Source organism: Nonomuraea sp. NPDC048881 (genome assembly GCF_040649795.1).
GTDB lineage: Bacteria > Actinomycetota > Actinomycetes > Streptosporangiales > Streptosporangiaceae > Nonomuraea.
Genome location: NZ_JBEZGC010000027.1, coordinates 33,841 through 58,153 on the forward strand (window position 1 = coordinate 33,841; position 24,313 = coordinate 58,153).

Sequence of the window (24,313 nt, forward strand, 5' to 3'; positions counted from 1 at the left end):
CACTAGGAGCGGGCGGCGTGCCCGCTTGCGCGTCACTGAACGAGCGGCCAGGTGACGACGCAGACCACGAGAGCGATGCCGGCGGTGACGAACCGGACGGCGCGCGGCAGGTGCGGCATGGTCGTCCAGGCCGCGGCGGGGAAGGCGATCACGCCGCTGAGGAGGATGAGGTAGAACCCGATGACGAAGCCGGCCGGCATGAGCAGCAGCGCCACCTGCCAGATGGCCACCAGGTACAGCGCGGCCATCAGGGCGACCTGCCACGCCGGGCGTACGCGGAGCAGGTGCAGCAACGGCCAGGCGGCGACCAGCGCGACCCACCGGCCGTACTCCCAGGTCAGGAAGAGGTAGCCGATGCAGCCGGTGTACTCGCCGCAGTAGCGCGCCCCCAACGAGGGGATGAGGTCCGGCGTCAGGGCGGCCCATGCGAAGAGGGCGACGGTGAGGACGATCCCCGCCGCGCCGGCCAGGACGAGCCTTCTGGCCACGTTCTGCGCGGAGGGTGCCATGACATGGGGGGCGATCATCCTTGCATCGTGACACCCGGGCGCGGCGCTGTCGACGGGTGCGGCGGGTGGGTCAGGGGAGGTTCCACTCCAGTTGGCCGTCGGCCGCCTCGGGCTTCCAGTGGCCGACGGTTCCGCCGGTCTCCAGGGCGTCGGCGGTCGCCTTCAGCAGGGCGTGGTAGGAGCGGATGCGGATCCCGCCGGGGGTGAAGCTCATGCTGTCCTCGTGGTCGGTCTCGCCGACGTCGCGGCGTACGGAGTCGATCACCAGGCTGTCGCCCCCGCCGTCGGAGCCGACGGGGATCATGCGTCCGTCCCACCACTCGGTGCGGGGGTCGTCCGAGTCGTCGGTGGCGTCGATCTCGCACAGGGTGCGCCAGTGGTCGCGGATCTGGCGGATGGTCATGTTCACGTTGTCCAGGAAGCCGAAGGGCCAGGTGCCCTCGGTGACGGCGGAACCGTTGTGGCGCAGCAGCGAGGCCCGCAGGTCGTCGGGGAAGGACAGGCCCGTCTGGGCCTCGGCGACCGCGATGGTCCTCGCCCTTCCCGGCCCGCCGAGCGTGCGGTAGCTCTTGGGGGCGTTGGCCTTGAGCCAGGTCTCGATCCGCCGCCACTGCCGGTTGACCGCGCGGGTGACCTTGGGGTTGATCGCGCGCACGTGCGGTCTGGCCGTCCGTGGACGGCAGTCGGCGTCGACGGCCTCCTGGGCGAGAGGCGGTTCCTGGGACTCGGCGCGTTGCCGGTCGGCCGGTTCGAGGGCCGGGGACCACTCGCGGTCCGGCTCCGAGCCGGAATCCACCTGCCACTGCGGTTCCGTGGCGCAGCCGACGCCGGCGCCCGCGTACACCTGGGCGCAGGGCAGGTCATCGGTCTCGATCGCGGCGTCTCCTCCCTTGGAGAACACCGCCGACTCCAGGACCTGCGCGCCCCCGGCCAGCAGGACGACCGCCAATGCCACCACGGCCCAGCGGTTCAGCCGCCGCCGGGTGGGGCCGTCGAGGGGCTGCCGGTCCGCGAAGAAGGCGGCGACGGCGGGATGGTCGAAGAAGCCTGCCGGTCTGGTGGCGTAGCGCTCGATGTCCGCCTTCGTCGGCGTGCCGAGGATCGGGACGGGCGGCCACGGCGGCGGGGCGTCCCGCTCGGCAGGCCGTGCTTCCGGAGCCGGACGCTGGTCCGGCAGGGCGGGGTACGGCGTTCGCGAGCGGCGGACGAACACGACCGCCGCCACCGCCACGGCCGCCGCCGCGAGCGCCCACCACAAGCCCCGAGAGGTGATCATCCGCCGCACCTGCGGCACAGTACCGGAAGGCACCGACATGCCCGGAGAAATCACTCCAAATGGTTCGGCGCTGAGGACGCCGGACGCGTCAGAGCCAGTGCCAGGTGACGCCGGACGCGTCAGAGCCAGTGCCAGGTGACCCCGGCCTCCCGGGCGGCGCCGGTCAGCCACTCCTCGAAGGCGGCCGCGCCGGCGGCCTTCAGCGTGGCCGCGTCCGCCACGGCCTCCTGCCGTTCGACGACCTGGCCGGTCAGAAAGCCTCCTTCGTAGGGGACCGGACCGGCGGCGCCACCGGCCGGCACCTCCCGCAGCGGTACCGGCAGCTCGCCCGCCCACGTCCGGGCCCTGGTCAGCCGCAGATCCCAGCGGCCGGCGAGCGGCCCGTCGAGCTCGGCCGCCTCGACCGGGTCGTCCGACAGCACCCAGGCCGCCCGTACCTGGGCGAACCGGTCACGATGGCGGTCGAGGTACGCCGGAGCCAGCTCGGCCCGCTTCCTGGCGCGGAACCGCTGGTCCTTGGCGGTCATGGTCATGTGGTCGTGGAACGCCTCGGCGCTCATGCCCATCCGGTCCAGCCACTCCGCGATCGTGTCGTGGCCGAGCAGGCCGCGCCGCCTGCGGAAGCCGTCCGCGGCGGCCTGGACGTCCGCCAGGCCGACCTCCTCCTGCTCGGCGGCGTTGCGCAGCACGCAGAACCGGACCAGCTCCTCCTGCGGCGACATCCCGGGACGCGCCAGCGAACGCAGCATGAGCATCGCCTCGGACACCGACACGTGCGTCCCGTCCACGGTCAGCACGTAACCGGCGGCCCAGTGGGTCGAGTGGTCGACCAGCCAGGACGTGCCGTCCTCGGCCTGCACGCCGAGCATGATGGTGCCGCCCGACGGGTGGTCGAGCAGCAGGTCGTAGTCGACGACCGGCGAGCCGGGACGCGGGCTGGTCACCAGCTGGGCCCCGAGCCGCGGGTGCGCCTGGGCCCAGGCGGCGGCGGTGCGGCGGGCCTCCTCCACGGCCGAACGCCGGCGGGGCAGCCCGTGCAGCAGGTTCACGCCGCTTTCGAGGGCCGGCCCGAGGGAGAGCTGAGTCATTGCGCGTCCGTTTCTCCGGCGGTCAGCCAGTCGGCGACGGCGTCGCTGATGGGCAGGCCGGTCAGGTCTTCGATCCAGGCCCACTGGCCGTTGGGGTTGATCTCCAGGAAGACGTACTCCCCGTCGGGGGTGAGGATGAGGTCGATCGCCCCGAAGGACAGGCCGAGCGCCGCGACCAGGTCGACGCAGCGGCGGGCGACGTCGTCCGGCAGGCGGTGCACGCTGTGGCGGGCGCGGGCGAAGTCGTAGTGACGCCAGTCGTCGCGGGTGCGCGGCGAGTCCTGGGAGGCGATCTCGGCGGTGAACACCTGCCGTCCGACCACGGTGACCCGCAGCTCCACCGCCTTGGGCACGTACGGCTGGAGGATGACCGGCTCGTGGACGATCCGCCCCCGGCCGCCGAGCGACCGCCGGGTGACCACGGTCGTGTAGACGGCGTGCGCGCCGCCGTCGATCTCGAACAGGGTGTGCTCCATCGCCTTGGCGATCAGCCGCCCGTCCGCGTGCTCGTAGGCGGGCACCAGCTCGGACGGGTCGTTGGTGATCACCGTCCGGGGCACGGCGAAGCCCAGCCGCCGGGCCACGGCCAGATGGACCAGTTTGTTGTGCGCCCTGCGCAGCACCGGTTGGCGGGCCGGCAGCCAGCGCGCGTCCAGCAGGTCCCAGAAGCCGTCGGTGAACCACTCCGACAGCTCGCCCACCCGCGCCCGGAGGTCCTCCGCGGTGACGCCGTCCGCGGCGCGCGGTCGTCCGGGGCGCCGGGTCCAGACGGCCGTCGTGCCGGAGAGGTCGAAGACCTGCCCGTCCCTGGTCAGGGCCAGTTCCTCACCGTCCGCGCCGAAGCGCGCGGTCAGCCGGGCGGCAGACGGGTACTCGCCCGGATCCCACCACAGGACGTCCGCGCCCCGGGCCTTCAGCTTGGGCAGGACCAGGTCGACGGTCGCGTCGCCGGGCTCGCTCAGAATCAGTAGCACGTGTCCCCCCAGCCGCGCGGGAGGAGAGCGGGCTCCCCTCCCACGCGACCGCGAATCGTCTCTATCAGTAGTCGGAGACCCAGTCGGTGGGCGGGTTCCCGTTGGTGCCGTAGCAGCGCTGCATCCGCATGCCGCCCGCGACGAGGCCGAGATCGGCCTCCTCGATCACCGCCAGTTCGTCACCCAGATCGTCCAGACTCACGATCTTCTTGCTCATGGTCGTAACCTCCCTTCACATCGAGCTGCGAGCCCCCCGGCTCGCGGACGTGCGGGCACGTCCTCAGCTCATGCGCCAAGCCCACCATCCGGAGATTGGAAGTGGCTTGGATGTGACTTGAGAGGCGGAAGTGACAGAAGTGGCTCAGGCGCGCGCGGCCAGCGCCACCCGGACGACCTCGCGGGCCAGCAGGCGGGCGGGGTCCACGACGGGGACCGGGACCGTGGCGGGGTCCAGGGCGAGCAGCACCTCCGTGCACGCGGCCACCACGCGCCGCGCGCCGCGCGCGGCCATCGAGCGGGCCTGCGCGGCCAGCGCGTCGGCGTGCTCGCGGCCGGCGCGGCCGCCCTTGACGGCGGCGATGGCGGCCATGACCTCGCGCTGGCCGGGCTCGTCCGGCTCGATCGGGGTCACGCCGTGCCGGCGCAGCGCGGGGCCGTACAGGTCGGCGCGGAGCGTGCCGGTGGTGGCCAGCAGCCCGGCGGCGCGCACGCCGTCGGCGGCGAGGGCGGCGGCGGTGACCTCGACGATGCTGACCAGCTCCAGCCCGGCCTCCTCGGCCAGGCGCGGCACGAACGCGTGCGCGGTGTTGCACGGCACCGCCAGCAGCTCACACCCGGCCCCTCTGAGCGCCCCGATGCCGCGCCGCAACTGCGGGGTCGGGTCCTCGCCCTGCCCGAGCAGGCTCGTCGACCGGTCGGGGACGCGGGGGTCGCCCCAGATGACGACCGGCACGTGCTCCTGGTCGCTGGTGGCAGCGGTCTCCTCCACGAGCTTGCCGTAGAAGTCGACGGTGGCGGCCGGGCCCATGCCGCCCAGCACGCCGACCATCCTGGCCCGGCCGAGCGAGGTCATCCGCGGGTCTCCCTTTCCGGTGGCTGCGCCTGACGGCGGTCGGGGCCCAGGATCCCGGTATAGGGTGTCCCGACCGCTGGAACGCAGCAATCGGACATCAGGGGAGGGTCAGTGCAGAATTCCGGCGTGGAGCCGCCCTCGTTGCTGGCCGAGTCCGACCTTGAGCTCATCGACGCCCTGCAGATCAGCCCGCGGGCGAGCTGGGTGGAGGTGGGGGCGGCCGTCGGGGCCGACCCGGTGACGGCGGCGCGGCGCTGGCAGCGGCTCACGAGCACCGGCGAGGCGTGGACCACGGTCGCCCTCGGCCCCCGCCAGATGCACGCGCTGAGCATGGCGTTCCTGGAGATCGACTGCGCGGCCGGCGCGGCGGCCGAGGTGGCGGCGACGCTGGCGCGGGAGCGGCATCTGATCACCGTCCAGCACGTCGCCGCCGGGCACGACCTGTTCGTGATCGCCGTGGCCCCGTCGATGCCGGCTCTGGCCGACCACGTGCTCACCGCGCTGCCCCGGGTGCCGGGCGTGGCCAAGGTCCGCACGCACGTCGCCACGCGGGTGTTCGAGGCGTCGTGCCGGTGGCGGCTGCGGGTGCTGCCGCCGCGCACCGCGGCCGCCCTGTCCAGGCGGCCGGCCGCGCCGGAGTCGACCAGGGAGATGGACGAGATCGATCGGCGGCTGTTCACCGCCCTGCTGCCCGACGGCCGCGCGCCCTACGCCGAGCTGGCCAGGGCGGTGGGCACGTCCGAGCGCACGGTGCAGCGCCGGCTGACCAGGCTGGTGGCCGCCGGCGACCTCGACTTCCGCTGCGATCTGGCACGTTCGCACGCGGGCTGGCACTCGGCCGCGCTGCTGTGGCTGCGGATGCCCGACGCGCTGCTGGAGGAGACCGGCCGGGCGCTGCTCGGCTGGCCGGAGACGCGTACCTGCGCGGCGCTCGCCGGGCCGCGGAACATGCTGCTGACGGTGGGCCTGCACGGCGTGGCCGACCTGCATCCGCTGGTGGTGCGGCTGGAGGAGCGCTTCCCGCACGTGACCGTGGCCGACCGGCAGATCGTGCTGCGCCAGTCGAAGCTGTACGGGCGGCTGCTCGACCCGTACGGCCGGTGCGCCGAGGTGGTGCCGGTGGATCCGTGGAGCCTGCCCCGGGGGGCCTGACCAGCGGATCCTCGGGGGTCAGCGCGGCTCGGGGATCGTCCCGCCGCGGGCCTCCCTGCACAGCCCCGCCCGCAGCACGGCGGCCTCGCTCGTGGCGACGAGCTGCAGGTCGCCGACGGCCAGGGCGGGCAGGCCGAGCGCCGACACCGTCGCGGTGATCCGGCCGACCTCGCCGCGCACCCGGGCCTCGTCGCAGCCGACCCGGGGCGCGGGGGCGCCGAGCGTCGGCATGACCAGCAGGTCGATGCCCTCGATGGCGGCCGCGAACGCGGCCCGCAGCGCCGCCAGCCGCTCGACGGCCCGCCGGTACTCCTCGTGGCCGACGCCGCCCGCGGCGGCCAGCTTGGCCCGTACCCCGGGGCTGTAGCGGGCGGCGCACTCGGGGAAGGTGCCCTCGTGCGTCCGGCGCGCCTGCGCGCCCACGATCGTCCAGTACGGCTCCAGCACCTCGGCGGGCAGGGCCGCCTCGCGCAGCCGCGCGCCCAGCTCGGCGAAGTCCCCGGCCTGGTCGCAGCCCTCCGCGACGCCCACGACCAGCCCGGCCAGCGAGTCGGGCGGCTCGACGGCCTCGCCGGTCAGCGCCTGCCAGACGCGGGCGCAGTCGGCGACCGAGGTGGTCATCGGGCCGACCACGTCGAAGGACGGCGCGAGCGGCGCCACCCCGGCGGCGGGCACGGCCCCCGAGCGGGGGCGCAGGCCCACCACGCCGCAGCAGGCCGCGGGCATGCGCACCGAGCCGCCGGTGTCGGTGCCGAGCCCGAACCGGGCGATCCCGGCGGCGAGCGCCGCGGCGGTGCCGCCGCTCGAACCGCCGGGGGTCAGGTGCGGGTGGCGCGGGTTGCCCACGTCGCCCCAGTGCGGGTTCTCGCTGGTCACGCCCCAGGCGAACTCGTGCTGGTTCGCCTTGCCGACCAGCAGCGCGCCGGCCGCGTCCAGCAGCTCGACGCAGCGGGCGTCGGCCAGGGCCGGTTCGGCGCCGTACAGGGCGGAGCCGCGGGTGGTGGGCAGGCCGGCCACGTCGATCATGTCCTTGACGACGTACGTCCAGTTCCGCAGGGGGCCGTCCGGCGTGCGGCGGTCGTCGCGCCCGAGGCGGTCGAGGACGGGCTCGGGGCCGGCCTCGATGAGGATGTGGTGCCCGCTGTGGAGGCGGATTGCCTCGGCGGACTGGGCGATCGCCGCCTCGCGTTCCACGGTGGAAGATCTCCTTAGCCTTGCGCGGGCACGGCGACGCCAGGTGGCCGCGGCCCGGGGGGATGATCCGGCACATGCTGGCAGATGGGCCCCGGCCGCGTCGAGAGCCGGTTCAGACGGTCAGCTCGTCCAGCAGCCATTGCAGGCGGGCGGTCTCGCGGTCGGGGTGGACCAGTGTGAAGATGCTGCGGCTGATGTTGAGCCACGGCACGTCGACCACCACGACGTCCTCGCCGTGGCCGCGCAGCGCGAGGTCGGGGATGAGGGCCGCGCCGACGCCGGCGCCGATCAGCGACAGGGTGATCTTGAAGTCGTCGGAGTGGCAGACCACCCGCGGGTGCAGGCTCCAGTGGGCGAACAGGGCCTCGAACAGGGTGGCGTCGCTGCTGGCCGGATGGTGCATGATCCACGGCAGGTCCACGAGCTGCTCGGCCCGGTACGGCGACAGGTCCGGCCAGAGCCTGGGCAGGACGAGCCGGTACCGGTCCTCGGCGATCCACCGCCTGGTCAGCACCGACGGCCACGACAGCCCGGTGTTGCCGACCTGGTAGACCACCGCGGCGTCCATCTCGCCGCCGCTGCCCAGACGGGCGATGAGCTGCGACGACTCGGCGACCGACAGCCGGATCCCGGCCCGGTCCTCCGGCTCCATCCGCCGCATGACGTCGGCCAGCACGCCGGTGAAGCTGGGGAACAGCCCGAGCCGGATCTGCGGCTCGCTGTTGCGGTGCACCGCCTGGACGGTGGCCACCATGCGCTCGATGTCGGCCAGCACGGTCTCGGCCTGCCTGGCCAGCACCTCCGCCGCGCTGGTCGGCAGCACGCTGTGGGCGAAGCGGTCGAACAGCCGCACGCCGGTCTCCCGTTCCAGCGCGGCCATCTGCTGGGAGACGGCCGAGGAGGTGTAACCGAGCCGGTTCGCCGCCGCCGCGAACGACCCCAGACGCACGACCTCACGCAGTGTGCGCAGATGTTCTGGCTTGAGCATAAGCGTTCCTTGCTCTCAGCGCTGCTAAATGTCGTGTTTATATCGCTTCCTACTTCTTTCCGCCACTTCTACAGTGAGCCGCACCACCCCACCCGAAACCCCTGAGAGATCCATGACATGCGCGTATACCGCAACGCCACCATTCGCACCGGCACCAACGGCGCCCCCGCCGCCCAGGCCATGGCCGTGGACGGCGAGCTGATCGTCGCCGTCGGAACCGAGGCCGACGTGCGCGCGGCGGCGGGCCCGGGAGCCGAGCTGGTGGACCTCGACGGCGCCGCCGTGTTGCCCGGCCTGTACGACGCCCACATCCACACGGCCCAGTACGCCCAGAGCCTCGGCGCGGTCGACCTGCGCGACGTGCGCTCCCTGGACGAGGCCCTGGCCAAGGTGGCAGCGCACGCGGCGACCCTGCGGCCGGGCGCCTGGCTGTTCGGCGGCCGGTGGAACAGCAACATCTGGAACCCGCCGGTCCAGCCCGACCGCAAGGCCCTCGACTCGGTCTGCCCCGACCTGCCGGTGGCGCTGCCCAACGTCGACGGCCACACCGTCTGGGCCAACTCCGCCGCCCTGCGGATGGCCGGGATCGACGCCTCCACCCCCGACCCGGTCGGCGGCGAGATCGTCAGGGACGCGTACGGGGAGCCCACCGGCATCCTGCGCGAGTCCGCCTCCTACCCGCTGCGCGCCCTCATGGTCTCCGGCGACCTGCGCGACCTGCTGCGCGCCGGCCAGGAGGAGCTGCTGTCGTTCGGGCTGACCAGCGTGCACGACATCGACGGCGAGGACTGCCGGGCCGCCTACCTGGAGCTGCGCGACGCCGGCGAGCTGAAGATCCGCGTGCACAAGGCGATCCCCACGGTCGCCCTGGAGGCCGCCATCGCCGAGGGCCGCCGTACCGGCCAGGGCGACGACTGGGTCCGCACCGGGCCGGTCAAGGTGTTCAGCGACGGCGCGCTCGGCTCGCACACCTGCCATATGCATCAGGCGTTCGCCGGTGAGCACGACAACACCGGCATCGCGGTCACCCCGTACGAAGACCTCGTACGGATCTTCAGCAAGGCGGCGGCGGCCGGCATCGCGGTCGCCACGCACGCCATCGGCGACCGCGCCAACCGGCTGGTCCTCGACGCCTACGAGGCGATCGGGACCACCGCCGGCCTGCGGCACCGCATCGAGCACGCCCAGCACCTGCGCCCCCAGGACCTGACCAGGATGGCCAGGCTGGGCGTCGTCGCCTCGATGCAGCCGGTGCACTGCACCACCGACATCGCCCTGGTGGACTCGCTGCTCGCCGGCCACGACCTGGCCTCCTATGCCTGGCGAGGCATGCTCAACGCCGGGGTCGCGCTGGCCTTCGGCTCCGACGCGCCGGTGGAGAGCCCCGATCCGTGGGCCGCACTGTACGCCGCGGTCACCCGTACCCGGCAGGACGGCACGCCCGCCGGCGGCTGGCAGCCCGAGCAGCGGCTGAGCATGGCCGAGGCGATCACCGCGCACACCCTCGGCGCCGCGTACGCGGCCGGCGAGCAGGACCGCAAGGGCGTGCTCGCGCCCGGCATGCTCGCCGACTTCATCGCCGTGGACACCGACCCGTACCTGGAGCCGCCGGAGGCGGTGCTGCGCACCCAGGTCCTCACCACCGTCGTCGGCGGCGAAGTCCGCTGGCAGCGATCCTGAAGGAGCACCCCCTCGTGAACATCCGCACTCTCTCCGCCCTCGCCGCCGGCGCGCTGCTGGCCGCCACCACCGCCTGCGGCGCCCAGTCCCTGGACGGCGGCGGCGACGCCGCGGCCCCCGCGGACGGCGGCGCGGCGGCGGTCACGCTCGACCAGGCCCCCACCGAGGAGAAGGCGGCCGACGTGATCAACGCCATCACCCCGGACCAGGCTCTCGCCGCCAAGGCGCCCGCCCGCCTGAAGACGCAGGGCCTGAAGGTCGTCACGTCCGTCGGCTACCCGCCCATGGAGCTGTACGCGAGCGACGGCAAGACGGCGATCGGCTTCGACCCGGCGCTGGCCAGGGCCATCGCCAGGAAGCTCGGCGCCAAGGTGACCATCTCCGACGAGGAGTTCAACTCCCAGATCCCCGGCGTGCTCACCGGCCGCTACGACTTCGTCATCTCCTCGATGAGCGACACGCCGGACCGGCAGAAGCAGGTCACGTTCGTGGACTACGTGCAGGCCGGCGCCGGTCTGCTGGTCAAGAAGGGCAACCCGGCCAAGATCGGCGGCCCGGCCGACCTGTGCGGCAAGACGGTGTCCGTCGTCGACAACGGCTCGTCCATGGAGCTGGCCGAGGAGTACGACGCCGACTGCAAGAAGGCCGGCAAGACGGCCGTGAACATCCTGAAGTTCCCCGGCGACCAGGAGGCCCTGATCCAGGTCACCGGCGGGCGGGCGCAGGCCACCATCACCGACTACGTGGTGGCGGCCAGCAAGGCCGCCGACTCCAAACTGGAGGTCGAGGCGATGGCCCTGGAGGGCACCGAGAGCCCGTGGGGCATCGGCATGAAGCCCGACGACAAGGAGCTCGTCGACTCGGTGAAGGGCGCGCTCGACTCCCTCATCACCGGCGGCGAGTACGCCAAGCTGCTGAAGGCGTGGAACCTGGACAAGCTGGCCGTCCAGTCCGCTGTCGTCAACGGCGGTAAGTGACCATGCGCACGGAACCCTTCACCGGGCCGTCCGGGGAGCACGTCCCGGTCGCCAGGACGCGCCACTGGGGCCGCCTGGTGGCCGCGGCCGTCGTGACCGCGATCGCCGGCTGGCTGGTCTACCTGGTCGTGGTGAACCCGCGCCTCGACTGGGGCAAGGTCGCCGAATACCTGTTCAACGACCGCATCCTGGCCGGGGTCTGGGTCACCATCGAGATCTCGGTGCTGGCGACCGTGCTGGGGCTGGTGCTCGGCGTCGCCGTGGCGATCATGCGGCTGTCGCACAACCCGGTGCTCAGCGGGCTGGCCACGCTCTACATCTGGTTCTTCCGCGGCACGCCGGTGCTGGTGCAGCTCATCTTCTGGTACAACCTGGCGTTCCTGTTCCCCGAGCTGGTGCTCAAGGTGCCGTTCACCATGATCGGCGTCAAGTGGGACACCAACGAGGTGATGACCGGGTTCACCTCGGCCATGCTGGGGCTCGGGCTGAACCTGGCGGCGTACTTCGCCGAGACCGTGCGGGCCGGGATCCAGGCCGTCGACCACGGCCAGACCGAGGCCGCGTACGCGCTGGGCATGACCCCGGCCAAGCGCATGCGCGTGATCGTGCTGCCGCAGGCGCTGCGGATCATCATCCCGCCCACCGGCAACGAGTTCATCTCCATGCTGAAGACCACCTCGCTGGTCTACGTGGTGGCCGGGCACGACCTGATGACCAACGCCAGCCAGATCTACAAGGCCAACAACCTGATCATGGAGCTGCTCATCGTGGCGAGCCTGTGGTACATGCTGATGACCGCCGTCGCGACCTTCCTCCAGGGCCGCCTGGAACGCCGGTTCGGCTCCGAGGCCGTACGGCTGGTCCGCGGCGGCGGGCTCGCGGCCCGGATCCTGCCGAAGGCGGCGGCGTGAGCCCCGTCGTGCACGCCACGGGCGTGCGCATGGGCTTCGGCGACACGCAGGTGCTCAACGGCGTCGACTTCACCGTCGCGCCGGGCGAGGTGAGCTGCGTGATCGGGCCGTCCGGATCGGGCAAGTCGACCTTCCTGCGCTGCGTCAACGGGCTGGAGCCGGTGCTCGGCGGCAGCCTGCGGGTGCTCGGCGAGGAGGTCGGGCACAGCCTGCGCGAGGGCCGCTACCGGCCCTGGACGCCCAAGGAGTTCGCCGTCTTCCGCCGCCGGATCGGCATGGTGTTCCAGCGGTTCAACCTGTTCGCCCACCAGAGCGCCCTGGAGAACGTGGCCTGCGCCCCCGTCCACGTCCTCGGGGTCTCGGCGGAGCGGGCGCGGGCGACCGCGATGGAGCACCTGGAGCGCGTCGGCCTGGCCGCGCACGCGCACAAGCGGCCCCACCAGCTCTCCGGCGGCCAGCAGCAGCGGGTCGCCATCGCCAGGGCGCTGGCGATGAGCCCGGAGCTGATGCTGTTCGACGAGCCCACGTCCGCGCTCGACCCCGAGCTGGTGGACGAGGTGCTGGAGGTCATGCGCGGCCTGGCCGCCGACGGCATGACCATGGTCGTGGTCACCCACGAGATCGCCTTCGCCAGGGAGGTCGGCGACCGGCTGGCCTTCTTCGCCGACGGGGTCGTGGTCGAGAGCGGCCCGCCGGCCGAGCTGCTGGCCAACCCGGGGCACGAGCGGACCAGGGCGTTCCTGTCCAGCGTCCTGACCCAGGACCGCACCTGACGCGAGGGGGCTCCGCCCGCCGGAGCCCCCTTCCTCCCCTTCTAGCGCGCGCTGAAGCGCAGGAAACCGGCCGTCTGCGTCACGAGGACGAGCAGCGAACCGGCCATCAACGCCAGCCACAGGCCCCGCAGCCCCCACGCCCCCGCCGCCGGCCCCGCCACGGACGCCAGCAAGCCGTTCCCCAGGACGGCCGACCCCAGCGTCCAGGACGACCGCCTGAGCGCCGTCAGCCCGGCCGACATCACGATCGCGCAGTGGTCGGCCAGGGCGTACGCCACCGACAACGGCACCAGGCCGACGGCGACGGCGAGCACGGCGGCGTCCGAGGTGAACAGCCCGAGCACCGCCTCCCCCAGCAGGACCAGCACCAGCCCGCCCGCCAGCACTCCGGCGACGGCGATCGTCAGGGCCGCCCGGTTCAGCCGGCGGGCCTCGCCCGGCAGGGCCGCCCTGGCGATCTCCGGCGTCGCGGCCTGGGCGACCGCGACGGCGGCCAGCCCGAGGAATCCGTGCAGCGACAGCAGGATGGCGTGCGCGGCCGCCCCCTGCGCCCCGGTCCGCGCGGCGGCGTACGTCACCCCGCCCATGACCGCGAACTTCACGACGAGCGTGGCCGACATCGGGACGCCCACCCGCGCCATCCGCAGGATCTCCCGCCACCGCGGGCGGCCCGGCCACGACGACCGCCCGGCCAGCTCGGGCAGGCGCAGCAGCAGCGTGTTGGACACGGCGACGGCCACGGCGGTGGACGCCACCAGCGCCACCCCGCTGCCCTGGACGCCCATCCGCGGCACCAGGACGAGATGCAGCGCCACCCCGGTGGCCGTGCTCGACAGGCCGGCCCAGAGCACCAGGCGGCTGCGTCCGAGCGCGACCAGCACGCCGCCGGCGCCGCTGCCCGCCGAGTAGAGCAGCACCTGGAGCGCCAGCAGCGGCGGCAACGCCCCGAACTCGGCCACCACCTCGCCGGGCGCCCCGCCGATCCGCGCGATCACCGGGACGCCGAGCATGACCCCCGCGCCGGCCGTGCCGAGACCGGCGGTGAGCCACCGGGCGTCCTTCAGGACGAGCAGCGCCTCCGCCGGACGATCCCGGCAGGCGGCGACGAACGGCGCCATCCCCCGCAGGCCACCCGACACCGCGGCCGTCACGGGGGTGAGCACCGCGTTGACCAGCGCGAAGGCCGCCAGTTGAGCCGTGGCCTGGCGGCCGAGGAGGGAGGTGGTGACGAGCTGGGCGACGATCCCGGCGCTCATGGACAGCAAGAGCGGGACGGCCGCGGCGAGCAGCGTGCGATGAGGTGTGGAGGGCATGAAAAGCAAGATCCCGGGGGCGCCTGCCCGCCGGGATGCATGATCATTATATCGGTGCGCCGCGCGCGACGACGGGCGCGCGCGGCCCGCCGCCGAAGGCGAGCGCCCCGGAGACGACGACCAGGCTCGCCGCCAGCGTCCCCAGCAGGACCGGCCGGTCGAGCAGCACGTAGTGCCCGAGGCCGCCGACCAGGGCGCCGGCCACCGCGACCGCCGCCAGGACCAGCAGGCCCGCGGCCACCCGCGCGCGGGACCGCGAAGTCGCGGCGGCACCCGGCTCCGGGTCGTCGTCCATGTCCATCGAGGTTCTCCGCGGCTCGGCCGGTTCAGCCGAACCTGACCTCCAGCCTGATCCGCTGGTTGGTCCCGCTCTGCTCGAAGTCGGCGGTGACTTGCGGGCCGAAGGCGGCGGAGCCGGTCAGCTTGACCTGGAGCGGGTAGACCTTGCCGCCGGTGGCCGAGCGGTAGGTCGCGGTGATGCGGTACCGGCCCAGGGGCACGTCGACCACCGCCCAGCCGCTGTCCGTGTAGACCGGCGTGCGGCCGGAGACGACCTTGCCGTCGCTGCCGTCGATCAGCGGGCCGACCGGGGTCATCGTCAGCCGGACGTTCTGCTGGTCGACGTCCTCCGGAAGGTTGTCGAACCAGAGGTTCGTGGCGACCAGGCCGCCGTAGTAGCGCCCGTCGGCGCCGGGGCGCCTGCCGGTGACGCGCCAGGTGAAGTTCCGCACCCCGCCGGCGCTCGCCCGGACGGAACCGGTCGAGGACGGCTCCAGGTCGAAGGTGTACTGCCGGCCGTGGAACTGCCGCGTCACCGAGGCGCTGACCAGCCAGGACGACGGCTCGCGCGGCAGTTGCGCGCGGTAGAGGCCGTTGCCGTCGCTGTGCAGCACGATGTCGCTGTTGTAGTAACGCCGGTCCTTCACCACGACCTTGGCGCCCTGGACCGGCCGGCCGGCCGAGTTCACCACCTTGCCACGCACCACGTACGCCGCCGCGCCGACGGTCGCGTCCGCCGCGTCGGCGGGGCCCGGCGCGCACCCGAGCACCGCCGCCAGGACGAGCGTCGCCCCCGTCCTGCCCAGAACCGACCGGGTCCTCGTCTCGCCCATCTTCTCCCCGTCCGCCGAGTGCGTTCTGCTGACCGGTCAGACCCTGGCCGCGGCTCCTTGGAAACGACTGGAAACCACTGGAGACGGCCGGTCGGGGGCGCCCGGCCAGGCCGTCCGCGGCTGGGGTGGTGGGCGAGCCTCGGCTACAGTGGAGAGAAGAAGGTGCACAAGCAACCATGATTCAGGGAGGCAGAGCCCGTCGCGGCGGGCTCGTTGTTTTGAGAGGTCTGACGAGCAGTCTGGGGCAGGACGAAACCGGGGCCGTGTGGCGTGGCGCCCCCTACCCGGTTCTGGTGGTGGACACCGCAGGTGTCATCGCCCAGGCCAACGACGCGGCGCTGCGGCTGCTGCCCGGTGCGGTCCCCGGCGCGGCGCTGGCGGACAGCGCTCCCGCCTGGCTCTCCCACGCCCACGCCGCCGCAACCCTTCTCCCTGACGTCACTCCCTCCGACACCGTTCTTCCCGAGGGTGTGCGCGGTTCCATCGGGGCGGCCACGTTCGAGGCGCGTCCGGTCCGCGACGGCGACGCGATCGCCTGGTGGCTGGCCGACACCACCGACCTCGACCGCGCCACCCAGGCCCTGCACCTCGAACGCGAGCGGACGTCGTTCCTCGACAAGGCCTCCAGCGAACTGCTGTCCTCGCTCAACCTCGACCGCTGCCTGGAGGTGACCGCCCGGCTGGCCGCCCGCCACCTGGCCGACGCCGCGCTGGTCATCCTGCCGCCCTACCGGCGCCGGCACCCCATCGCGTACTGCGGGCCGGACGGCGTGGTCGTCCGCGAGGAGCTGGCCGTCGATCCCGAGGCCGTGCCGGGTCTCGCCGAGGCGTTGCAGGGCTACCCGCCGCTGCCCTCCCGCTGGATCGACCCCGCCACCGCCCCCGGCTGGCTGGCCCGCGACGGGCTCAACGAGATCGGCTCGATGGTGGTGACCGCGCTGCCCGGTCACGGCGTCCCGGCCGGGGCGCTCGTGCTGCTGCGCGGCAGCGGCCAGGCCAGCTTCTCCGACGGCGAGGAGGTCTTCGCGCGGCTGTTCGCGGCCCGCGCGGGGGCCGCCATGTCCGCCGCCCGCCTGTACGCCGAGCAGGCCGACATCACCGACACCCTCATGCGCGAGCTCCTGCCGCCCCGCGCGCGGAGCCTGCACGGCGTCGAGGTCGCCGCCCGCTACCGTCCCTCGGAGCACACCGCCCGCGTCGGCGGCGACTTCTACGACCTCCACCCGCCCGCCGAGGCCGGCCAGGAGTCGCTGGTGGTGCTCGGCGACGTGGCCGGCAAGGGCCTGGAGGCCGCCGTGCTCACCGGCAAGATCCGGCACACCCTGCAGGCCCTGCTGCCGATGGCCGGCGACCACCAGCGCGTGCTCGAACTGCTCAACGGCGTGCTCATCAAGGGCGGCGACCGCTCCCGCTTCGTCACGCTCGTCCTGGCCTCGATCCAGCGGGCCGGCAACCGCGTCCTGCTCCGGGTCACCAGCGCCGGGCACGCGCCGCCGCTCGTCGTGCGCGGCGACGGGCGCGTCGACGTGGCCAGCACCAAGGGCACCCTCATCGGCATGCTCGAACGCGTCACGAGCGTCACCGACACCGTGGTCCTCGAACCCGGCGAGACCTGCCTGCTCTACACCGACGGCATCACCGAGGCCATGGGCGGCCCGCTCGGCGACGAGATGTTCGGCGACGAGCGGCTGCAGGAGGAGTTGCGGCAGTGCGGCGGCATGCCGCCCGAGGCGATCACGGAACGTGTGGAGATGTTGTCGTCCCAGTGGGTAGGGGGTGGCGATCACGATGACATGGCCGTCATCGCCATCACCGCGCCGCGCGGGGCACATCTGAGCGCGGTGGGAGGACACGGACGGGGAAGGTTCACCGCATGACGCACGCAGACGGACTCTCCGCCTGGCGCGAAAAACTCTGGGACGCCGCTGTCGCCGGCGACGAATACGCCGCCACGGACGCCGCGCTCGCCGCGCTCGACCAGGACATCTCGCTGGAAACCCTGCTGCTGGACGTGGTCGCCCCCGTACAGGCCCGCGTCGGCCAGGAGTGGGAGAGCAACCAGATCACCGTGGCGCAGGAGCACACCGCCACCGCCGTCAACGAGCGGGTGCTGGCCGCGCTCGCCCACCACCCCGCCGCCCGCGCCGCCGCCGCGAACGGCCCGGCGCTCGGGCGCATCGCGGTCGCCTGCATCGACGGCGAGTGGCACGCCATGCCCGCCCGCATCCTGGCCGAGGTGCTGCGGCTGCGCGGCTGGCGGGTCGACTACCTCGGCGCGCAGGTGCCGACGCCCCACCTCATCACCCACCTGCACCGCACGGCCTGCGACGTGGTGGCGCTGTCCAGCTCCATCCCCACCCGGCTGCCCGGCGCCCACGCCGCCATCACCGCCTGCCAGGCGACCGGCACGCCGGTGATGGCCGGCGGCGCCGCGTTCGGACCGGACGGCCTCTACGCCCGCCTCCTCGGCGCCGACGCCTGGGCCGCCGACGGCGCCGCCGCCGCCGACCGGCTCGCCGCCGGCCCGCTGCCCCGCCCCGTCGCCCCCCGCCAGGCCGTGGACGACCTGCCGCACCTGGACGACCAGGAGTACACCATGGTCAGCCGGTCGGCCCGGAGCCTGGTCAGGGACGTCATGGGCGGCCTGGAGGAACGCGTCCCGGCGATGGCGGACTACACCCCGCAGCAACGCAGGCACACCGCCGAGGACATCCTGCACATCGTCGACTTCCTGGCCGCCGCGCTCTACGTGGACGACCCCGGGCTGTTCACCCGGTTCCTCACCTGGACGGCCGGCGTCCTGACCGCTCGGGGCGTCCCGGCGGGTACGCTGATGCCGGCTCTCGACCTGCTGGGCAGGCGACTGGAGGACTTCCCGCGCGCCTCGGCCCTGATCACCCACGGGCGCGACGCCGTGCGCGCCGCGGCCTCCCCGACCGACGTAACCCCGCTCCCCGGCCACGGAAAGATCGCATGACCGCCTTCGCCCCCGACCCGCTGACCCTCGTCCAGGCCACGCCCCACCCGGGTGTGCTGCGCGTCGCCGTCACCGGCGACCTGGACTACAACACGGCGCGAGAGCTCCTGACCACAGCGCTCGCCGCGCTCGCCGACGGCGGCCTGACCGACCTGCACCTCGACTTCGACGGCCTGCACTTCTGCGACTCCAGCGGCCTGTCGGCGCTGCTGATGATCCACCAGCACGCCGTGACGGCCGGCACCCGGCTGCACCTGGAGCAGCGCCCGCGGGTGCTGGAGCGGCTGCTGGACGTCAGCGGCACGTACGAGCACCTCACCGGCGCCCCGGCCGGCGTCACCCAGCACTCCTTCACCCAGGACTGACACCCGCCGCCCACGCGCTGGAATCCGGCCCGGCCGGTTCAGCCGGCCGCGGCCTGGTCGGTCGTGTCGCGCCTCGTGCGGCGCAGGATCGCCGCCCCGGCCACCGCGGCGGCCACCGTGTCGCCCATGGCGATGTGGTCGGCCAGCCCCGTGCGCCGCATCATGTTGGCGCAGATCGGCGGCGGCGCGGCCACCGCCAGATCGCCACCGGCGTCACGCGCCTGCTGCCACAGCGCGATGACGACGGACAGCCCGGTGGAGTCGAAGAACTCGATGCCCCTGAGGTCGAGCACGACCATCGGCGCCGCGCTGTCACCGTTCCCGCTGTTCCCGTCGTCGTGGCCGCCGGCCACGACGCCGAGCGCCCATTGCCGGAACTCGGGTTTCTGCATGAAGTCGAGCTCCCCGCTCAACCCCATGACCAGGCACCCGTCCGCCTGTCTCGTCTCCGCCCGCAACCGGGGCCCTCGCCAGCTCTTCTCGTCTTCTCCGCCGTCGATGCCGCTCACCTCCCGGTGGTTCGTCTTCTACCCGGCCGATCCCCGGCCACGCCGCCGCCTTGGAAGAAGCGTACGCATCCCGGGTGCCGAGTGCCGCCCACCGGAGCGATACGGGGCGAGATGTCCGGTACAAAGCCGTGAGGCAGGTAGGTTGGCCGACCATGGACGACCTCCGACGCCCGTTCCGCGCCCGCCCGCCGAAGCCCCGCACCGGCCGGGGCCGTACGCTCGCCTGTCTCCTGCTGGTGAGCGCGGCAGTCGCCGGGACGGGCGGATGCGGCGCCACGGCCACGACCGCCGCCCCCTCGTCACCCTCCCCCGCTTCCACCCCCACCTCGGCCTCCGCCCCTTCCTCGGCCTCCGCGAAGGCGACGGACGCCGTCCCGTCGGCGACGGCGAGCGCCGGCGCCTCCGCCGGCCAGGCGCTCCCCGCCCCCGGCGCGCCGCTCCCGACCGACCCCGCCCGCCTGGCGACGGCCCTCCGCGACACGACCACGGCCCTGAACGCGGCCATCGACCGCTGGCGCCCCTCGACGGGCGCCCCGCCGCGGGACGTCGAACTTCTGGCCCTCTACCAGCAGCGCCTCTACCGCCACGCCGCCCGTCACCGCGCCCTGGCCGACCGCGCCTTCGCCCGCCTGCCCGCCGCACTCGCCGCCCAGGCCAAGGACAACGTCAGCGCCCTGCGCGAACTGCTCGCCCTGACCCGGCCCATCAAGCCGTCCGCCGTGTTCAAGGTCCAGGCGGCCCGCCCGGCCGCGGAACTGCTCGGCCACTTCAAGCGGGCCGAGCGCCGCTTCGGGGTGGAATGGGAGGTGCTGGCGTCGGTGATGTTCGTCGAGACCAAGTTCGGACGGGTCCGCGCCGACAGCCACGCCGGAGCCCAGGGCCCCATGCAGTTCATGCCGGCGACCTGGCGCGCGTACGGGATGGGCGGCGACGTCCAGAACCCCCGCGACGCCGTCATGGGCGCGGCCAACTACCTCCACGCCAGCGGCGCGCCCCGCGACTACCGGCGGGCCCTGCACGCCTACAACCCGTCCCGGGCGTACGTGGACGCCGTCCTCCTGCACGCCCGGCAGATGCGCCGCGACCCGCGCGCGTACTACGCGTACTACAACTGGCAGGTCTTCGTCCTCACCACAGCAGGCGAACGCCGCCTGACCGGCCCGAAGTAACCCCGTCCCCGACCGCCTGCGCTACCGGACCGGGCTGTAGTCCGGCAAGGGGCGGGCGGTCCTGGTCCGGAGGCGGCGTTCCACCGCTCCCATGGCCTTCAGCAGCGGGAGGCGGACCAAGGTGTCCCGGACGCATCGGCCGCCCTCGGTTCTCGGCACCATGAGCCGGACGTTCGGGCCGATCCGCTGCTTCCTGGCCACCAGCGGACGATGGACGGCCTCGTACCGCGCGAAGGCGACACGGTGATCACCGCCGGCGGCGGCGAGCTCCCCCGCCAGCCGGTACGCCCCCACCAGGGCCAGCTCCGCGCCCGCCCCGGAAGCCGGCGAGGCGCACCAGGCGGCGTCGCCGACGAGCACGACGCGGCCCTTCGACCACGAGTCCATGTGCACCTGGCCCAGCGCGTCGAAGTAGAAGTCGGGGTCGGCCAGGGCCGAGTCGAGCAGCTCCCGGGTACGCCAGGACGTCTCGTCCCCGAACGTCCGGCTCACCAGCCGCTTGTGCTCGGCGACGTCCCGGTGGTCGTGGTCCAGCGGCGCGGAGCGGAAGATGAAGTACGCCTTGGCCTGCGCGTGGTTGCCCGACCGGTAGATGCCGGCCATGCGGCCGGGCGTGTTGAACATCGTGACCCAGCGGTCCTCCCCGAGCGCGGCGTCGGCGTCGGCGAAGGCGAAGTAGTGGTCCTTGTGCCGGACGAACTCCTCCTCCGGCCCGAAGGCCAGCCGCCGCACGTGGGAGTGCATGCCGTCGGCGCCGACGACCAGGCCGAAGGCGCGGGCGGGCGCGTGCTCGAAGGCGACCCGCACACCGTGCTCGTCCTGGTCCAGGCCGCTGATCGCGTCGCCGAACATGATCTCCACGTCGGTCGCCTCGCGCAGCAGCGCCACCAGGTCGCCGCGCATGATCTCCACCGAGCCGGGGTCGCGGGTGTCGACGCGGGCGACGGGCCGGCCGCCGGCGTCCACGAACTTCATGCCGTGCACGTCGGTGGCCAGCGCGCGCGCCTGCGGCATGATGCCCATCCGCGCGGCCACCTCGACGGCGTCGCCGCGCAGGTCCACACCGTTGCCGCCGGCGCGCAGGCGCGGGGCGCGCTCGACGACGGTGGGCCGGAAGCCCAGCCGGGCCAGCCAGTGAGCCAGGGCCAGCCCGGCGATGCCGGCTCCGGAGATCAGGATGCGCTCGTCCACTGAGGCTCCTCGGGGTACAGTAACTGAAATAAGCGTTCCAGTTAACTATGTGGAATGAGCATTTCAGTTGTCAACACCCACCGAGCCCAAGCGCCGTGCCGACGCCGTGCGCAACCGCCGACTCGCCCTCGACGCCGCCATGACACTGCTGGCCGAACCCGGCGCGACGCTCACCGTCGAGGCCATCGCCAAGCAGGCGGGGCTGGGGGCCGCGACCGTCGTACGCGCCTTCGGCGGCAAGGACGCCCTGCTGGACGCCGCCGTCTCCCGCCTGCTCGAACCGGTCGTCCAGCACGCCCGCGACCTGCTCGCCGAGACCACGGCCCACCAGGCCCTGCAGACCTTCCTCCGTGAGCTGATCGCGTTCCAGACCGCCCACCACGCCGTCAACGACCAGCTGGACGGCCTGGACCTGCCGGCCACCACCGCCCTGCGCGCCGGGCTGGCCGCCGCCGTCGAGGAGATGATCGAGGGGGCGCGGCGCGAGGGCGCGATCCGCACCGACATCGAACCCGCCGTCGTCACGACGCTTCTCGGCCGGACCGCTCTCGCCGTCGCCCGCGCCCAGCCCCCTTCACAGGCCCTCGCCGACGCCTACCTCACCGTGTTGCTGGACGGCCTGCGCCCCACCAGGTGACCGCTCGGCCTGCCTGCCGCATCACTACTTGACGCAGTATTCGATCTTCGCGGCGGCCATCGTGATATTGACGACCCGCTTGCCCAGCCACTTGTCCTGGAAATCGCAGAAGTAATCCCAGGTGCCATCGCTGTAGTCGATGTAACCGGACCAGCCGCCGGGCTCCAGCTTGTAACCCTTGGAATTGAGCGAGTGGTCACCGGCGCAGTTCTGGCTCCAGCGGCCGATGGTGCCGTCCGACTTCCAGTACTTGTAGACCAGGTAGCTCGACTGGCACCAGGCCGACGCCGACGCGGCGGCCGGGCCGGGAGTGGCCACGATCGTCAGGGCCGCGCAGGTGGCGGCCGCCGCGGCGAGCAGTTTCCTCGTCCGCTGTCCCGTTCCGAACATTTCTCGTCCTCTCCGGCCGTGCGGAACCACGGCGACCCGAATGTTCAGCGATTTCACCGGGCCCTGTTAGCCCCGATGACGGAGAGCCTGCCCCACTGGAAACCCGGCCCACAATGCCTTTTAGCCCAGGCTAAAAGGGCCGCCACCTGCCCCCGGAGCCCCACTTGATTGGCGATTCATTGAATACGCCTTGACCCGGACCGAGATAGGCTTGAGCACCACCTCTGCGGATAAGAGCAGTGAGGGGGGAATCGAAATGCCGAATCCCAGAACATTCCTCAACGCGATCGCCGCGGCATTCTTGGCATTCGCCGTTCAACCGCCCGCTCTCGCCGACGCGGACAGCAGTCGCGACCGAGGCCCCGACACCTGGATCACCAACCCGATCACCGGCGGACAGCTCTTCGTCGACATCCCCAACACCTGCCGCTACAACTTCGAGAACCCCGATTGTGTCCTCGGCTCACGCGTTCGGCTGGGTGCCCGGGTCGGCGGAAACTACCACTCCTTCTTCTTCGAAAGCCCGCCCGGCGGCGGCAGCGGTGACCTGATCAAATGGACCAACCTGAACGGCACGAAATGCCTCGACGTCGCGAACGACGGCAGGGGCAACGGCACACCCGTGGTCCTGTGGGGCTGCCACGGAGGCCCCAACCAGCAGTGGGTGACGCAGGCGTTCTACAAGGGCCCGCACAAGGGCTTCAGGATTCTGGTGAACGTCAGCAGCGGCAAGTGCCTCGACGTCGAGAACGGGGCCTACCCCGACTGGCCGCGCCCCGACGCCCCGCTCCAGATATGGGACTGCTTCCACCCCACCGACCTGCGAAAGGCGGCCAACCGCGTCAACCAGGTCTGGGAGTACCGGCGGAGATGACACCAAACTGCTGCCGGCCCCGCTCCGGCGTGCGTGACCTGCGGGCCTGGCTGGTGACCGTGGCCGCCCGCGCGTCCTGCAGCGTGCTCGGGTCGGCGCGGGCCCGGCGGGAGTCCTGGCCGCCGCGGTCAAGGAGCGGCCCAGGGCGTCCAGGGCCGAGACAGAACGCCTGCTGAGGGCGTTCAAGGCGGCCGCCGACGCGGGGAACATCGCTGAGCTGGTCGAGCTGCTGCACCCCGAGGCGGGTTTCGCCGGCGTGTGGAGCGCGGCGGGCGCGGCCCCGGCCCGCGTCCGGAGATCGAGGCGGCACTGGACGAGCTGGGCGTCGAACGCCGTCTCGGGACGACGGTGACCGTCGCGCGGCGGCACGCCGAGCCTGGACCTGGGCGACGCCAGCGGGATCTTCACCCGCGGCTGGGACCGCAGGGTGATGGCCTCGGGTGTCGGCGTCAACGGCCGCTCCGCGCGTTCGCCGGCCTCGCCGCCGAGTGGGCCGTACTGGACGACGTCGGGGCCATGTGACCGAGCGTGAGGGGCGGCGGGGGTGGCAGGGGCTCGGCGTGGTCGGCACGGAAGGACTGCAGCAGATACGCAACCAGCCGCCGCGACGCCGCCGCCACCCCCTCCCCGGCGCCGGCGACGATGCCGCAGTTGGCCCTCAACAGCAGCGCCAGGTCCGCGGAGGCGAAATCGGCCCGCAGCCGCCCGGCGGCCTTGGCCCGCCGCACCACCTCCGCGAAGCCTCGCTCGGCCCGCTCCCGTGTGCGCTCGTAGTCGACCGCGTCGGGGAACGCGGTCAGGAAGGCGTCGGTGAACCCGCGGTCGGCGACCTGCATCGCGCACACCTTCTCGATCGCCCCGCAGAACCCGTGCCAGGGATCCGGGTCGGCCAGCGCCTCGTCCACGACCGACGCGCACGCCGCCAGCTCATCCGCGAACACCTCGGTGATCAGGGACTCGCGTGACGGGAAACGCCGGTAGAGGGTGGCCACGCCGACCCCGGCGCGCCGCGCGATCGCCACCATCGGCACGTCCAGACCGCGCCTGGCGAACGTCTCGCGCGCGGCCTCCAGGATGCGCGCCCGATTGTGCCGCGCGTCGGCCCGCATTTCCCTGCCGGGCGCCAACTGAGAGCGAGGAATGGGCATCTTTCTCACATTAGCCTAAATGGAGAGCCCCGTC

At 73.1% G+C, this 24,313-nt stretch carries 26 protein-coding genes; 11 read left to right on the plus strand and 15 right to left on the minus strand.

Going from position 1 to position 24,313, the window contains the following annotated elements:
- Nucleotides 1-32 precede the first annotated feature (32 nt).
- The 6 genes from AB0C33_RS46935 to AB0C33_RS46960 form a co-directional block, all read right to left on the minus strand.
- The gene (locus tag AB0C33_RS46935; RefSeq protein WP_358300955.1) at nt 33-527 is read right to left on the minus strand and encodes a hypothetical protein; all 495 of its coding nucleotides are present in this window, start codon (nt 525-527) and stop codon (nt 33-35) included.
- Nucleotides 528-579: 52 nt separating this feature from the next.
- Nucleotides 580-1,785 (minus strand): SMI1/KNR4 family protein, encoded by a 1,206-nt coding sequence (locus AB0C33_RS46940; protein WP_358300958.1) that lies wholly within the window; start codon nt 1,783-1,785, stop codon nt 580-582.
- Nucleotides 1,786-1,904: 119 nt separating this feature from the next.
- Nucleotides 1,905-2,873 carry a TIGR04500 family putative peptide maturation system protein gene (locus AB0C33_RS46945; RefSeq protein ID WP_358300960.1) on the minus strand — a complete coding sequence of 323 codons (969 nt, stop codon included), beginning with the start codon at nt 2,871-2,873 and terminating at the stop codon, nt 1,905-1,907.
- Nucleotides 2,870-3,847 carry an MvdC/MvdD family ATP grasp protein gene (locus AB0C33_RS46950; RefSeq protein WP_358300963.1) on the minus strand — a complete coding sequence of 326 codons (978 nt, stop codon included), beginning with the start codon at nt 3,845-3,847 and terminating at the stop codon, nt 2,870-2,872. Before AB0C33_RS46950 ends, AB0C33_RS46945 begins: the two co-directional genes overlap by 4 nt.
- A gap of 64 nt (nt 3,848-3,911) precedes the next feature.
- Nucleotides 3,912-4,064, minus strand: coding sequence for a hypothetical protein (locus AB0C33_RS46955; RefSeq protein ID WP_358300966.1), 153 nt, complete (start codon nt 4,062-4,064; stop codon nt 3,912-3,914).
- A gap of 144 nt (nt 4,065-4,208) precedes the next feature.
- A complete protein-coding gene (locus AB0C33_RS46960) occupies nt 4,209-4,919 on the minus strand; it encodes an amino acid racemase (protein WP_358300969.1) in 711 nt (236 codons plus the stop codon).
- A 111-nt stretch (nt 4,920-5,030) separates the two neighbouring features.
- On the opposite strand from AB0C33_RS46960, the gene AB0C33_RS46965 reads away from it, so the two are divergent.
- Nucleotides 5,031-6,071, plus strand: coding sequence for an AsnC family transcriptional regulator (locus tag AB0C33_RS46965; RefSeq protein WP_358300972.1), 1,041 nt, complete (start codon nt 5,031-5,033; stop codon nt 6,069-6,071).
- Between the two features lie 18 nt (nt 6,072-6,089).
- On the opposite strand, the gene AB0C33_RS46970 is transcribed toward AB0C33_RS46965, so the two are convergent.
- Nucleotides 6,090-7,265 carry an amidase gene (locus tag AB0C33_RS46970; RefSeq protein WP_358300974.1) on the minus strand — a complete coding sequence of 392 codons (1,176 nt, stop codon included), beginning with the start codon at nt 7,263-7,265 and terminating at the stop codon, nt 6,090-6,092.
- Between the two features lie 112 nt (nt 7,266-7,377).
- Nucleotides 7,378-8,253: a LysR family transcriptional regulator gene (locus AB0C33_RS46975; protein WP_352322122.1), complete on the minus strand. Its 876-nt coding sequence runs from the start codon at nt 8,251-8,253 to the stop codon at nt 7,378-7,380.
- Between the two features lie 117 nt (nt 8,254-8,370).
- Between AB0C33_RS46975 and AB0C33_RS46980 the strand changes: the two genes are divergently transcribed.
- Genes AB0C33_RS46980 through AB0C33_RS46995 form a run of 4 tightly spaced genes read left to right on the plus strand, consistent with a single transcriptional unit; the run spans nt 8,371 to nt 12,594 of the window.
- Nucleotides 8,371-9,933 (plus strand): amidohydrolase, encoded by a 1,563-nt coding sequence (locus tag AB0C33_RS46980; protein WP_358300977.1) that lies wholly within the window; start codon nt 8,371-8,373, stop codon nt 9,931-9,933.
- Between the two features lie 14 nt (nt 9,934-9,947).
- Nucleotides 9,948-10,910, plus strand: coding sequence for an ABC transporter substrate-binding protein (locus AB0C33_RS46985; protein WP_358300980.1), 963 nt, complete (start codon nt 9,948-9,950; stop codon nt 10,908-10,910).
- A 2-nt stretch (nt 10,911-10,912) separates the two neighbouring features.
- A complete protein-coding gene (locus AB0C33_RS46990; RefSeq protein WP_358300983.1) occupies nt 10,913-11,821 on the plus strand; it encodes an amino acid ABC transporter permease in 909 nt (302 codons plus the stop codon).
- Between the two features lie 29 nt (nt 11,822-11,850).
- Nucleotides 11,851-12,594: an amino acid ABC transporter ATP-binding protein gene (locus tag AB0C33_RS46995; RefSeq protein WP_358301108.1), complete on the plus strand. Its 744-nt coding sequence runs from the start codon at nt 11,851-11,853 to the stop codon at nt 12,592-12,594.
- A gap of 41 nt (nt 12,595-12,635) precedes the next feature.
- On the opposite strand, the gene AB0C33_RS47000 is transcribed toward AB0C33_RS46995, so the two are convergent.
- From AB0C33_RS47000 to AB0C33_RS47010, 3 genes are read right to left on the minus strand one after another with little or no spacing between them, the layout of a single operon-like run.
- Nucleotides 12,636-13,907, minus strand: coding sequence for a hypothetical protein (locus AB0C33_RS47000; protein WP_358300986.1), 1,272 nt, complete (start codon nt 13,905-13,907; stop codon nt 12,636-12,638).
- A 46-nt stretch (nt 13,908-13,953) separates the two neighbouring features.
- The gene (locus AB0C33_RS47005) at nt 13,954-14,202 is read right to left on the minus strand and encodes a hypothetical protein (protein ID WP_358300988.1); all 249 of its coding nucleotides are present in this window, start codon (nt 14,200-14,202) and stop codon (nt 13,954-13,956) included.
- Nucleotides 14,203-14,233: 31 nt separating this feature from the next.
- Complete coding sequence (locus AB0C33_RS47010; protein WP_358300991.1) at nt 14,234-15,019, minus strand: hypothetical protein; 786 nt, start codon at nt 15,017-15,019, stop codon at nt 14,234-14,236.
- Nucleotides 15,020-15,312: 293 nt separating this feature from the next.
- On the opposite strand from AB0C33_RS47010, the gene AB0C33_RS47015 reads away from it, so the two are divergent.
- The 3 genes from AB0C33_RS47015 to AB0C33_RS47025 are packed head-to-tail and all read left to right on the plus strand — an operon-like array spanning nt 15,313 to nt 18,361.
- Nucleotides 15,313-16,896 (plus strand): PP2C family protein-serine/threonine phosphatase, encoded by a 1,584-nt coding sequence (locus AB0C33_RS47015; protein ID WP_358300994.1) that lies wholly within the window; start codon nt 15,313-15,315, stop codon nt 16,894-16,896.
- Entirely contained in the window at nt 16,893-17,996 is a 1,104-nt protein-coding gene (locus AB0C33_RS47020; RefSeq protein WP_358300997.1) for a cobalamin B12-binding domain-containing protein, read from the plus strand. The genes AB0C33_RS47015 and AB0C33_RS47020 overlap by 4 nt, the downstream gene beginning before the upstream one ends.
- Nucleotides 17,993-18,361, plus strand: a complete 369-nt coding sequence (locus tag AB0C33_RS47025; RefSeq protein WP_358301000.1) for an STAS domain-containing protein — start codon at nt 17,993-17,995, stop codon at nt 18,359-18,361. The genes AB0C33_RS47020 and AB0C33_RS47025 overlap by 4 nt, the downstream gene beginning before the upstream one ends.
- A gap of 38 nt (nt 18,362-18,399) precedes the next feature.
- On the opposite strand, the gene AB0C33_RS47030 is transcribed toward AB0C33_RS47025, so the two are convergent.
- Nucleotides 18,400-18,870 (minus strand): STAS domain-containing protein, encoded by a 471-nt coding sequence (locus tag AB0C33_RS47030; RefSeq protein WP_358301003.1) that lies wholly within the window; start codon nt 18,868-18,870, stop codon nt 18,400-18,402.
- Nucleotides 18,871-19,022: 152 nt separating this feature from the next.
- Between AB0C33_RS47030 and AB0C33_RS47035 the strand changes: the two genes are divergently transcribed.
- On the plus strand, nt 19,023-20,039 hold the full coding sequence (locus tag AB0C33_RS47035) for a lytic murein transglycosylase (protein WP_358301006.1): 1,017 nt from the start codon (nt 19,023-19,025) through the stop codon (nt 20,037-20,039).
- Between the two features lie 21 nt (nt 20,040-20,060).
- Here the strand turns inward: AB0C33_RS47035 and AB0C33_RS47040 are convergent, their stop codons facing one another.
- On the minus strand, nt 20,061-21,230 hold the full coding sequence (locus tag AB0C33_RS47040) for an FAD-dependent monooxygenase (RefSeq protein ID WP_358301008.1): 1,170 nt from the start codon (nt 21,228-21,230) through the stop codon (nt 20,061-20,063).
- A 67-nt stretch (nt 21,231-21,297) separates the two neighbouring features.
- On the opposite strand from AB0C33_RS47040, the gene AB0C33_RS47045 reads away from it, so the two are divergent.
- Nucleotides 21,298-21,867 carry a helix-turn-helix domain-containing protein gene (locus tag AB0C33_RS47045; RefSeq protein ID WP_358301011.1) on the plus strand — a complete coding sequence of 190 codons (570 nt, stop codon included), beginning with the start codon at nt 21,298-21,300 and terminating at the stop codon, nt 21,865-21,867.
- 24 nt (nt 21,868-21,891) lie between these two features.
- Here AB0C33_RS47045 and AB0C33_RS47050 read toward each other — a convergent pair whose 3' ends face one another.
- Nucleotides 21,892-22,314 carry a hypothetical protein gene (locus AB0C33_RS47050; protein ID WP_358301013.1) on the minus strand — a complete coding sequence of 141 codons (423 nt, stop codon included), beginning with the start codon at nt 22,312-22,314 and terminating at the stop codon, nt 21,892-21,894.
- A gap of 154 nt (nt 22,315-22,468) precedes the next feature.
- On the opposite strand from AB0C33_RS47050, the gene AB0C33_RS47055 reads away from it, so the two are divergent.
- Nucleotides 22,469-23,131, plus strand: a complete 663-nt coding sequence (locus tag AB0C33_RS47055) for an RICIN domain-containing protein (protein WP_358301016.1) — start codon at nt 22,469-22,471, stop codon at nt 23,129-23,131.
- A 449-nt stretch (nt 23,132-23,580) separates the two neighbouring features.
- Here the strand turns inward: AB0C33_RS47055 and AB0C33_RS47060 are convergent, their stop codons facing one another.
- Nucleotides 23,581-24,240, minus strand: a complete 660-nt coding sequence (locus AB0C33_RS47060) for a helix-turn-helix domain-containing protein (protein WP_358301019.1) — start codon at nt 24,238-24,240, stop codon at nt 23,581-23,583.
- Between the last annotated feature and the right edge of the window lie 73 nt (nt 24,241-24,313).

Coding starts and splice junctions, on each gene's coding strand:
- AB0C33_RS46955 (WP_358300966.1), bottom strand. CDS start 4,064: ATGAGCAAGAAGATCGTGAGTCTGGACGATCTGGGTGACGAACTGGCG.
- AB0C33_RS47060 (WP_358301019.1), bottom strand. CDS start 24,240: ATGCGGGCCGACGCGCGGCACAATCGGGCGCGCATCCTGGAGGCCGCG.
- AB0C33_RS47035 (WP_358301006.1), top strand. CDS start 19,023: ATGGACGACCTCCGACGCCCGTTCCGCGCCCGCCCGCCGAAGCCCCGC.
- AB0C33_RS46990 (WP_358300983.1), top strand. CDS start 10,913: ATGCGCACGGAACCCTTCACCGGGCCGTCCGGGGAGCACGTCCCGGTC.
- AB0C33_RS46995 (WP_358301108.1), top strand. CDS start 11,851: ATGGGCTTCGGCGACACGCAGGTGCTCAACGGCGTCGACTTCACCGTC.
- AB0C33_RS46935 (WP_358300955.1), bottom strand. CDS start 527: ATGATCGCCCCCCATGTCATGGCACCCTCCGCGCAGAACGTGGCCAGA.
- AB0C33_RS47025 (WP_358301000.1), top strand. CDS start 17,993: ATGACCGCCTTCGCCCCCGACCCGCTGACCCTCGTCCAGGCCACGCCC.
- AB0C33_RS47005 (WP_358300988.1), bottom strand. CDS start 14,202: ATGGACGACGACCCGGAGCCGGGTGCCGCCGCGACTTCGCGGTCCCGC.
- AB0C33_RS46945 (WP_358300960.1), bottom strand. CDS start 2,873: ATGACTCAGCTCTCCCTCGGGCCGGCCCTCGAAAGCGGCGTGAACCTG.
- AB0C33_RS46975 (WP_352322122.1), bottom strand. CDS start 8,253: ATGCTCAAGCCAGAACATCTGCGCACACTGCGTGAGGTCGTGCGTCTG.
- AB0C33_RS47000 (WP_358300986.1), bottom strand. CDS start 13,907: ATGCCCTCCACACCTCATCGCACGCTGCTCGCCGCGGCCGTCCCGCTC.
- AB0C33_RS46940 (WP_358300958.1), bottom strand. CDS start 1,785: ATGATCACCTCTCGGGGCTTGTGGTGGGCGCTCGCGGCGGCGGCCGTG.
- AB0C33_RS46960 (WP_358300969.1), bottom strand. CDS start 4,919: ATGACCTCGCTCGGCCGGGCCAGGATGGTCGGCGTGCTGGGCGGCATG.
- AB0C33_RS46980 (WP_358300977.1), top strand. CDS start 8,371: ATGCGCGTATACCGCAACGCCACCATTCGCACCGGCACCAACGGCGCC.
- AB0C33_RS47010 (WP_358300991.1), bottom strand. CDS start 15,019: ATGGGCGAGACGAGGACCCGGTCGGTTCTGGGCAGGACGGGGGCGACG.
- AB0C33_RS47020 (WP_358300997.1), top strand. CDS start 16,893: ATGACGCACGCAGACGGACTCTCCGCCTGGCGCGAAAAACTCTGGGAC.